Raw genomic sequence first — 10,148 nt, 5'->3', positions numbered from 1 at the left:
CGCTGTGTTGGTGATAGTCCAAGCCGACGTGATAGGTTATTTTCGACATTGCTCGTTGCTCCGAGTGAAATCAGGGGAAGTTAGATATCACTTGGTTTTACTCTGCAGCGAGCATCTCATCCCCATCTACCCGAAAATCAAGTTGACATGAAGTACTACGGTTTCACTGGCGTGATTGTGAAACCCAGTTCGTAGCTCTCGTCGGCCGGGAGGGTGTACTCGCGGTGCGTCCGGGCTCCCCAACTGTTGTCTCCTCCGACGCCGTGAATTTTGCTGTCAACAAACACGGTGTTGAAGTCGCGACGACTCAGGTCATGCGGGTGCCGGGACGTTTCCACATCGGCGAGAGTGTTGGGCCACACGCTCATGCTATGTGGCACGTCGCCGGTGATCATCAGGCCATGACCCGAATCGTCGCGGAATGACATCCACCGTGTATCGCATCGGTTTCCGGTGTCCTGAGTCCGACAGTAGGAATAGAACATCTCGTCAACCGTCGATTCGTAGGTGCCGATTTCGCCACTGGTTTTGCGGTCGCAGTAGGTCTCGTGCGGGCCACGTCCATACCAGGAAACGCTCTGGTAGTCTTTAGGCACTGCGAACGAAACTCCAAACCGAGGCAGCAGCGGTGATTGCTTTTTGCCGGGCAAGTACGTTGCGTTCACATGCAGGCTCTGTGACGAGGCGACGGTGTATCTCAACTCGACTCGTGAGCCAGCGATCGGCAGTTTCCCGCTGACGCTGATCTCAACGCCACCGGCGGTTTCGGTCGCGTTGAAATCGGTGACTTCGATTTGGTCGGCAGCGTCACGCCACCCCCCGAGGCGTTTGAGGTAGCCGTTGCCACGTTGGTTGTCATTCGGTGTTTTCCAAAAGTTCAATCCGAGAGGTTGGTTGAGCATTTCGGTCTCGCCGATCTGCAGGGATACCATCTCGCCGGTTTGCGAGTCGAACGTTGCCTGAAGGTCGCCCGCGGAGGCGACGACGGTCGATTCGTTTTCGGTCAACGTTACCTCGGTGTCGGCGGCGTCTGATGGAGTGTTCGATGACGCGGCGGGAGACAACTCGAATTGATCCCATGCGACGCGATGGCCTGCGGGAGCCCACGGAGTTTGTTCGGGCAATTCAAAGTAGATCGTCAGCAGGCACTCGTCGTCCATGTCGTCTTTCATCAACGTCGGAATGACGAACGTTTTTTCAGTGCCAGGTTCGATGTCGAACGGTTTCAACGTCGCACGGGTGACGAGTTTGCCGCCATGACGGAGTTCCACCTTCGGAACAAATTCGCTGGCGTTGGTGAAGACAAATTTGTTCTCAACTCGGAACCGTCCGGCCCCCACGTCATCGGCATGGACTTTGATGTTTTGGTGAACCTTTTTGACTTCCCACAGGTGAGGGTTGGGTTTTCGGTCGGGCGAAACCAAACCGTTCATGCAGAAGTTGGCGTCGTTGGGTTGGTCACCAAAGTCACCGCCGTACGCGAAGAACATCTCCGTCTGCGATGCAGCGTCCTCGGCTTTGGATACGCTGCGTAGGTCGAGGTCGAGTAGCAAACCGTCGGTGTCGCGGTCGGCGGGCGATTCGACTTCGGATTCGGTCAACGCATGGTCGTAGATACGTGCAGATTGAATCGGCAACGTCGACGAACGCTTGGTGACTTCCGAGTTGCGTCCCACGTTCACCGGATACGGGCTCGCGGCGAGCTTTCCAGACAATTCCGACTCAGCGGCCAGTTTTCCGTGGACGTAGACACGCATTTCGTTGCCGTCGTAGGTCGCGGTGATCCGGTTGGCGTCTTTCGTCAAATTAGCGTCCTGATATTTGACCTTCAGGCTCTTCCAGTTGTCCGTGAAGACGGTGAAGTTGATTCCCACGTTGTCCATTCGCAGCAAGTATTGGTGGTCACCTTTGCTGATCAGCGGGCAGTAGGTTTCTACGCGATCGCCGTGAACGACGACTTCGAGCGTGAGTGCGTCAGTCAATTGCAGCGATTTTTCGTCGGGCACCACAACTGCACCGGTGACCCCTTTTTCAGAATCTCGCTCGCCCAGAACGGTGCATGTCAGTTCGCCCGATTGCGAATCCGTGACGGTCCATCGATCCGGTACCGGTTTGCGTAGCCCCTGGTCGACCCAGTCCCAAATGAAACCGCCTTGAAGAGCGTCGTGGGATTCGTACGCGTTCCAGTATTCTTGGAAATTGCCGACGCTGTTTCCCATCGCGTGGGAGTACTCGCACTGAGCGAGTGGGCGATCCGGATTCTCGGTCGCGTATTTGACGACTCGGTCAATCGAGGCGTACATCGGGCAGCGAATGTCGGTGTTTCGGTCGCCAAAGTGAGCTTGTTCGTACTGGACCGGGCGTGACGGGTCACGTTGTTTGATCCAGTCGTAGTTGGCGAAGAAATTGACTCCGTTTCCGGCTTCGTTTCCGAGGGACCAGATGATGATCGAAGGATGGTTCTTGTCGCGTTCGACCATGCGTTGCAAACGGTCCATGTGGGCTTTGCCCCATTTCGGATCTTTGGCGAGCGACTCTTTGCCGTAGCCCATTCCGTGCGACTCGATGTTGGTTTCGTCAACGACGTACAAACCGTATTCGTCGCAGAGCGAATACCACATCGGCACGTTCGGATAGTGGCTCGTCCGGACCGCGTTGATGTTGAATTGTTTCATCAACTTGATGTCCGCGATCATGTCTTCGCGGGAGACGGTGTGTCCGGTTTCCGGATCGTGTTCGTGCCGGTTGACTCCCTTGAGGTAGATCGGTTTGCCGTTGACGTGCAGTTTGAGACCTTTGATCTCGACTTCGCGAAAACCGATCCGCGTGGAAGTCGATTCGATGGTGTTTCCGTCGGCGTCCTTGAGAGTCAGGAGGAGCCGATACAGGTTCGGTGTTTCTGCGGTCCACAGTTTGGGCGCGGCGACGTCTTTTTGCAGTGTGACCTTTGCCGCGTCGTTGGGCTGGACCGATTGCGAGGCTTCGAAGGTCGTGACGACGTCGCTGTTTTCGTCGAGCAGTTCGGCGGAGACGGTGAAGTCGGCGGCCGAATCGAGTGCGTTGGCGATTTCGGCGTCAACCGACAAGGAAGCGTCGCGATAGTTTTCATCCAGATCCGTGTGGACGAAGTAATCGCGGATTTGCAGTTGATCGGCCGACCACAGATAAACGTCACGGAAGATCCCGCTCAGTCGCCAGAAGTCTTGATCTTCCAGATAGCTGCCATCGCTGTAGCGGTAGACTTCGGCCGCGATCGTGTTGTTTCCGGGAGTGACGTGCGAGGTCAAGTCAAACATGGCCGGCGTTCGGCTGCCTTGGCTGTATCCGATCATTTCGCCGTTGACCCACAGGTAGAACGCCGAATCGACACCGTCAAACTGAACGTAGATTTTTCGTCCGTCCCAAGACTCGGGGACGTTGAATTCGCGGCGGTAGGATCCGACCGGGTTGCGCTGCGAGTAGTTGGTGAAGTGCTTCGGTGGTTCGCCCATGACGCGAGGCGGATCGACATGAAACGGGTATTTCATGTTGGTGTACAGCGGAACGCCGTAGCCCTGCAGTTGCCAGTTGCTCGGCACGGGAATGTCGTCCCATCCGGAAACGTCGAAGTCGGTTTGGAAGAAATCGCGTGGCCGTTCGCTCGGGTCTTTCGACCAATTGAATTTCCAATCGCCGTTGAGGCTTTGGTAGTACGGTGTGGCGTCGGGCGACGCCTTCAGGGCGGATTCGCGGTCCGGATAAGGCAGCGAAGTGGCTCGCGGCGGCAGTTTGTTGATGCCGATAACTTGTTCGTTTTCCCAATCAGGGGCCTCGGCGAACGCGGCGACATTGAGACCTATTGTCAAGGCGATGCAGGCGATCAACAGGGGGAAATGAGACAGAATACCGGCGGCGGAAGCAGCAAGCGATTTCATGATCAGATCGGTGGGAAGGGCGTGGCGGGACGGGGGCGAGCCCCAAACGGAGACTGGCAATGTAACGTCACACGTCCCCGCAAACCACAGCCCCTCTATGGATCTCTAGCGACTATTTGTCTCACGCAGCAGACGATCGAATGGGTCGTAAGGCTTGCGTGACCCGATGCGCGTGCCGCCTGACCGTGTCGCCCGGATTTTCCAGAAACCGGGATCACGGCAAGTTTGCTGAGAATCCCTCTGGGACGTCGATTGATTCGGTGCAGCATTGGGTAGTGAACGAGGCAACGAGTCCGTTGCGTGGGGAAGGACTCGTTGCATCGTCCACTACGTTTACGTTCGCGGCGAGGGACGCGTCGAAAAACGACGTCTCAAGAGAGGGTGAAGTCTGGACAATAAAAATGCGTCAGTAGTTGAAACGACCTCCACTCGGAATTGTCTTCTACTCGTGGTCGACCGAGACAGATTCGGCGTAGGCGAGTTCGCCGGTGCGTCCGTCGAAGTATTGGAAGATGACCTGTGGGTGCGGGTAGGCGACCAGCCGTTTCTCGCCCAACTGTTTGGGCATGTTGAATACGTTGTTGACCTGCACCACGCAGTAGTGCGGGTACAAACGTTGCAGCCGTGGGATGTCGGGCAGGACGTAGCTGCTCCATCGGATGTCCATCTCTCGCGGGCCGAACTTCCATTTGCCCGTCGCCGGTCGATCGCTCTCGTCGTTTTTGGGCACGTGGTTGACGCTGTTGTGCGGTCCACAGCAAAACTCCCAAACGTTTTCGGTGATCTTGATCGCGAAACTGTTGTGCAGGTCGCCGGTCATGACGAACACTTTCTTCCCGAGTGAGTCCCAGGCATCGATCAGTTTTTCTCGCTCGTCAAAGAAGCCGGTCCATGCTTCTTCCTTGTTCGCCGCGTCCGCTTCGAAGCCTCCGGCACCACTGTGCGGAATCATGAACGGTACGGACGAGATGACGAAGAAGAAGTCTGCGTCGCTGTGGTTCATCGAATCGATCAACCATTCGACTTGGGATTGTCCGAGCATCGTCACGCCTGGTTTGTCACGCTCGGTCACGTCATGCATGTCGCGATCGCCACGTGTGTCGAGGATGAAAAACTCGCAATTGGCGACTCGCATTTTTCCGTAGCTGCGGCGACCGATTGAATAGCTGATTGAATCATCGTCCACCTTTGCCGGCATGTGCAAACGCAAACGGTGTTCGTCGATGACCTCCACGATGTCGTAGACGTAGGAGTTCTTGTTCCCGTCGTCGTTGTCAAATCGCATATCGTTCACGCCTGCTTCCGCGGTGCCCCAATGCACGTGCAGGTTTAGCATGTTGTCGATCGGCAGGTTGGTGAAGTCCGCGTTGGGATCGACGAGCACGTCGCTGCCGGCGGACATGGATGCTTTGCCGAAATGAATCGGCGTGGTGTGCTCCATCGGGTTGGCCCATCCGAGATAGTCGAACCATGCCTGGGTGCCGATGTCACGGAAGACGGTCCGTCGGTGCCGTTTTCCGGTTTCGCCGGCTCCCCAGATGTCATTGACGAGTTCGTGATCGTCGAAGGTGAACACGCTCGGCACGTTGCGATGCCACTGGGCGAGTGCGACGCCACGTTCGAGGTACAGTTTGTAGTTCTCCCAAACACCGACGATGGTCGGCGCGATTTCGACGATCGTCGGCAGAGTGTGGATGCCCTGAACCAACCGCCATGCTTCCGCCGGATAGGTTCGCATTTCCTCGTACAGCCAATCGCCGTTCATGATATGGAAATGAACTTTGTCGGCCCAATCGCGGTTGAGGTGTTCGTAGGTCGTCGCACGATGCCCGGCCCCGTGCAATGGGTTTTGGTTCGCACACGATCCGATTTGAAAGCGAAAATTAAACAGGCCGTTGGGGTTGTAATCCTCGTTCCGAGATTCGGCGGCACTGGGCAAGGTTCGGAAACTGCCGGGCAAACCATGTGGCCGGCCGTTGACGACGAGTTGGTAATGGTACCGCGTGTCTGACTGCAGACCGTCGAGTGTGACGATGCCGGTGTTGTCGTGTTCGATACGCGTCCGTCCCACCGGACCGGTCTGATCCAACGCGTCGGCAGCGAGCCCGTACTGCACAGTGAATTCGCCGGGATCGGATGTCCTCGCCCAAACTCGCACCGAATCTGCCGTCGACATGCCGAGCATCGGGCCGTGGGTGAGGCGGATCGGATCGCGTGCGGTCAGTTGAGCATTCGCGGGCGAGAGCAACATGCAAAACGCGAGCAGCGGCAACACGCCATGGAGGATCGTTCGAAACATGGGATGCCAAATTGTGGGGAGGATGGCGGTAGATCGGATCGTCGTGTCCGTAGCTTTGTATTTGCGGAACCGATCGATTCTGCCGCAAAAAAAGTTGCTTTCAGTGAGAAAACTCGCGTGATTCGAACGCGCCCTGTTTCAACGCATTCTAGTGGAACGCAGGTAGGCGTAGGTGTTGGATAGGTGCTCGCCGCGGCATGAAAAAACTCCGCACGCAGATGCACTGCGAACGGAGTTTTTGGAGTTTGAACGAAGGGTTCGTTCTTTGTGTTTTCAAATCGATGTTTGGCTACATCAATGTCATGACGTGTTAGGGAGCATCGTCATCTTGGATCTTGCCGAAGCCTTTTGGGTCTTCCGCTTGCATCGCCTTTTGGCTGGCTTCGGCGTCTGCGCGGAATTGGTCCTTGAGAGCCTGGTCTGGTTCCAAGACGACCGGCTCAGAGCTGCCGCAACCTGCGAAGGTGAATGCGATCGCCAAGCATGCCACGGCGAATGCCGCGCGGCTGAAAAGTGAAGTCATGGTTGCTTTCCTAGTGGGGGACAGTGGTGTCTCGATATCGCCGCTCGCGAACGCGTTGGAGATTCGGTATCGAGGGAGGGGAGGTAATCGATAAAGGTTACAGGGATGGTCTGCTGCTTTCGCCAGACCAAAATGACTTTCGTCGAACGGCAACCGAACGAGGTGTCCGATTGCCGTGTCTCTTTCAACCAACGCGATGTTTAGATGCCGCTGGTGTCAACGGTTTCGTTCATCGCCTTGGTGCCGAGTGCTCCCCACAGACCGAACGGGCTGATGTCGCCATGCGATGTGGACGACCCGTTGTGGTTGGGGTTGACGAATTTCGCGGTACGATCGCCGGCTTCGATCGAGTCGGTGATGAACTTCACTGCACCGTCGCCGAACAGGACGTGTGCCCCGCCGGTGTGTCGGCTGCTCATGTTCATCAGCGAATCGGTTTCACCACCGCGTGCACAGATCGGGCTGTTTGGCGGGTGGACCGTGGTTACGCCGCTGTAGAACGGGTGTTGCGATGCCCAGCGGAGGCCGCGTTGTTCGGTGACGCCACCCTCGTCCGGAGCGGAGCTGAGCCAGTGCGAAGGACGTTCGGGGTTGACGTATTGGTCGCAGTCGTTGGTGATCGTGTGAAGCGAGTTGCCGCGCACACGCTGCGTGAGCACCGAGCGGTCACCGAGGTCGGTTGTCAATTCACCGGCAGCGATGGTGTTCGACAAACCGTCGAGCACGTCACGGAATGCCGAATCTTCGTGGGCGGTGAAAAAGCCACGGTTGTATTGATTGCGCGGATCGGTTTCCGGAGAAACGTCCCAACGCCCCAGGTAACCACGGCCGATACGGAACATCCCGTCGCCGAGACAAGCACCGTAGTTGGTACGTGCCGCCGCGGGGGCCCCACGACCTGGGTCGCTCGGGCAACGATAGGCGGGCAGTTCTGTCACCATCGGTGGGTAATCCACGATCGCTCCACCGGTCGGGTTCGCACCGAAGGGTGGGAAGGAATGCGTGTCGGTTTCAAGTGGGTTAGCGAATTGTTCCCACAACGCTTGTTGCTCGATGAACGGCAGGATACCGACGAGGAAACTCAGTTCACGGTTGTTACCGTGGTGAGTGAACGCACTCCAGCTGCCGGTGCCGCGTACGGTACCCGAACCGTGAACAGGCAATTGGTTGTAAGCGGAGTGATAGTTGTGAATCGCCAAACCGATTTGTTTGAAATTATTGCTGCAGCTCATGCGACGGGCTGCTTCGCGGGCGGCTTGCACTGCGGGCAGTAGCAGTCCGACCAAGACACCGATGATCGCGATCACGACCAACAGTTCGACAAGGGTGAAGCCCGTTCGAGACGAGCGGCAGTTTCTTTCTGGCATACGTAGGCACCAAAGTTGAATGAGAAAAGAGGTTAAGACCAAAGTGCCTTTCCGTAGATGCTCGCAGGACGAGAGCACGCAGTGGTGCAAAGGTCGCGAGAAAGAAACGCAGCAGGTGGCCGCGGAAACGTTAATCCGCACGGTGGTCTACTGCCGCATTTTGTATTATTCGCCCATCAAAACCCGAAAAAGATACAAAAACCTTGTTCAGGTTGTGCCACGTCGAGAGGTTGAGACGCGCTTGGCGGAGAGGAAGTGCGCTTAGTTGCGGCTTTGGTTGTAGAGTTCACGGATCTCGAATTCGGTGAGCGTTCGGCCGAACATGGCAAATTCATCGATACGGCCGTTGAGGTTTCGGACCGGGGAATCGTCGTAGATGCGTACCGGGCTCCAGTTGCCGAGTTCCGCGTTTCCGAAACGGATTGTTTCAACAGGCGGTCCGGGCTCTCCCGCTTCACTACCGGTGCGCAGATCGATCTGTTCGACCGGTGAGCCGTCGAGATAATGGGTCAGCATTTGGCTCTTCAGGTCAACAACGACGGCCAAGTGGATCCAACGGCCGAGGTCCTCATACCCGAGTGCCGGATCGGTCACGTAGATGCGTCGTTTCAGTTTGGCGAGTTTCAAGCCCGCGTCGAGCTGGCCGGTGGATTTGATCTGCCAGTGCAGGTGCCCGTCTTCATAACGGTCGGTCAAAAAGATCGAGTTAAAGAAGCGGTCAAATCCATCAATACGCAGCCAGGCTGTCATCGTCACGTCCTGGTATTCGCCGTCGATCTTCAACCGAACCCGGTCGCTAGGCTTTTTGAACTCGAGCGATGTTTTCTTTTCCCATCTGCCGGCCGTCAGTTCGCAACCGATGATCGAACCGTCGATGGCGTTCTTGCTGAGGTCTTGGAGGACCTGTGGGTTTTCCGCTTGGGAATTAAAATCATAGAACACGATCAGGCTCGGATCGTTCATGACCTTGGCGCGGTATTCCTGCCACGCTTCGTAGCTTTTCTTTTCTTGTGTCGTTTTGCGGCGGCTCAGGTCCGTCGTGTTGGTGAACTGTTTCGGGTCCGATGCAATCCGTTCCCATTCCTGGTCGCTCTTCTGTTGCAGGCCCTCGCCCGACAAGACTGTTTGAGACGTGATGGTTCCGTCGAGCGAATCGACACGGACTTCGCCGTCGAAAACGTGCAGTTCTTGCTTGCCGTCGGGTTTGATCTCGACGCCGAATTCGGTTCCCAAGTCGAGGTACTTTGTGTTCGCCGTTTCGATCGCGAAACCGACCGCTGCAGGGGGAACGTAGCACCTCACCTTGCCTTTGTGCAGGAACGCTTTGTCGACCGAGACGAGATCGAGTTTGGCAGGACCTTCGACAACGATCATCGCTCCCGAAAGGAAGACGATTTCCAGGATGCCCGATTCGAAGCGTACCGAGTGGCTCGGGACGACCTCGCCGACTTTCAAAGGAGTTGAGGCCGGGCCCCAGTTCACGTCGACGGCGCTTTTGATCAACGCGATCGAACGGTTGGAAACCAAACGGGTTGGCGGGAGAAGCGAATTCGATGGTGGGACGCGGGGTTTGGTTCGGATCCCGATCGACTCATCGTCGGACGTGACGATCGCGTGGCTCAGATTGTCCGGCATGGCTTCACCGAGTCGCAGGGTGAAGAATCCGAGGATTAACGAGGCGACGCAGGCCAACCCCACGGCGATCCACATCGGTTGGCCGTTTGCCCTGGTCGCGTTTCCGCGATCCGGTGTGGTCGTGGCGTTGGGGGCGGCCTCTTGGTTCATGATCTCGGCGAGCGAGATTCCATGCAGGTCGGCGGCCTCTTGGTCAATGTCATAGACATCCACGATCTCGTGGAGTGCCGCGTGGGTGGCCATTGTCTCGCGGAATTGGCGTCGACGTTCGGCGCTTTCGCGTAGTGTTGACTCCAGTATTGAGAACGCCTCCTGGTCGAGCAGGCCGGCGCAATAGCGATCCACCAAGTCGGTGAATTCGGAAGCGTTCATGGCGGAAGTTGACATATATCGATAGGTGAGGACGGTGG

The 10,148-nt window shown here is 56.8% G+C and carries 5 protein-coding genes; all 5 read right to left on the bottom strand.

Annotated elements, in window-relative coordinates:
• Positions 1 to 155 precede the first annotated feature (155 nt).
• Positions 156 to 3,914, bottom strand: a complete 3,759-nt coding sequence (locus RSSM_RS28245; protein ID WP_008687880.1) for a glycoside hydrolase family 2 TIM barrel-domain containing protein — start codon at positions 3,912 to 3,914, stop codon at positions 156 to 158.
• A 442-nt stretch (positions 3,915 to 4,356) separates the two neighbouring features.
• The gene (locus tag RSSM_RS28240) at positions 4,357 to 6,213 is read right to left on the bottom strand and encodes an alkaline phosphatase D family protein (protein ID WP_008687877.1); all 1,857 of its coding nucleotides are present in this window, start codon (positions 6,211 to 6,213) and stop codon (positions 4,357 to 4,359) included.
• A gap of 310 nt (positions 6,214 to 6,523) precedes the next feature.
• Entirely contained in the window at positions 6,524 to 6,736 is a 213-nt protein-coding gene (locus RSSM_RS33420; protein WP_144060189.1) for a hypothetical protein, read from the bottom strand.
• A 200-nt stretch (positions 6,737 to 6,936) separates the two neighbouring features.
• A complete protein-coding gene (locus RSSM_RS28235; RefSeq protein WP_008687873.1) occupies positions 6,937 to 8,103 on the bottom strand; it encodes a DUF1559 domain-containing protein in 1,167 nt (388 codons plus the stop codon).
• A gap of 261 nt (positions 8,104 to 8,364) precedes the next feature.
• Positions 8,365 to 10,110, bottom strand: a complete 1,746-nt coding sequence (locus RSSM_RS28225) for a LamG-like jellyroll fold domain-containing protein (protein ID WP_008687871.1) — start codon at positions 10,108 to 10,110, stop codon at positions 8,365 to 8,367.
• Between the last annotated feature and the right edge of the window lie 38 nt (positions 10,111 to 10,148).

Origin of the sequence: Aporhodopirellula sallentina SM41 (assembly GCF_000346505.1) — a bacterium.
Lineage (GTDB): Bacteria > Planctomycetota > Planctomycetia > Pirellulales > Pirellulaceae > Rhodopirellula > Rhodopirellula sallentina.
This window is presented reverse-complemented; position numbering and strand designations above follow the sequence as displayed.

Excerpts from the sequence above, each read along its gene's own strand:
- RSSM_RS28245 (WP_008687880.1), bottom strand. The coding sequence starts at position 3,914 with ATGAAATCGCTTGCTGCTTCCGCCGCCGGTATTCTGTCTCATTTCCCC.
- RSSM_RS28240 (WP_008687877.1), bottom strand. The coding sequence starts at position 6,213 with ATGTTTCGAACGATCCTCCATGGCGTGTTGCCGCTGCTCGCGTTTTGC.
- RSSM_RS33420 (WP_144060189.1), bottom strand. The coding sequence starts at position 6,736 with ATGACTTCACTTTTCAGCCGCGCGGCATTCGCCGTGGCATGCTTGGCG.
- RSSM_RS28235 (WP_008687873.1), bottom strand. The coding sequence starts at position 8,103 with ATGCCAGAAAGAAACTGCCGCTCGTCTCGAACGGGCTTCACCCTTGTC.
- RSSM_RS28225 (WP_008687871.1), bottom strand. The coding sequence starts at position 10,110 with ATGAACGCTTCCGAATTCACCGACTTGGTGGATCGCTATTGCGCCGGC.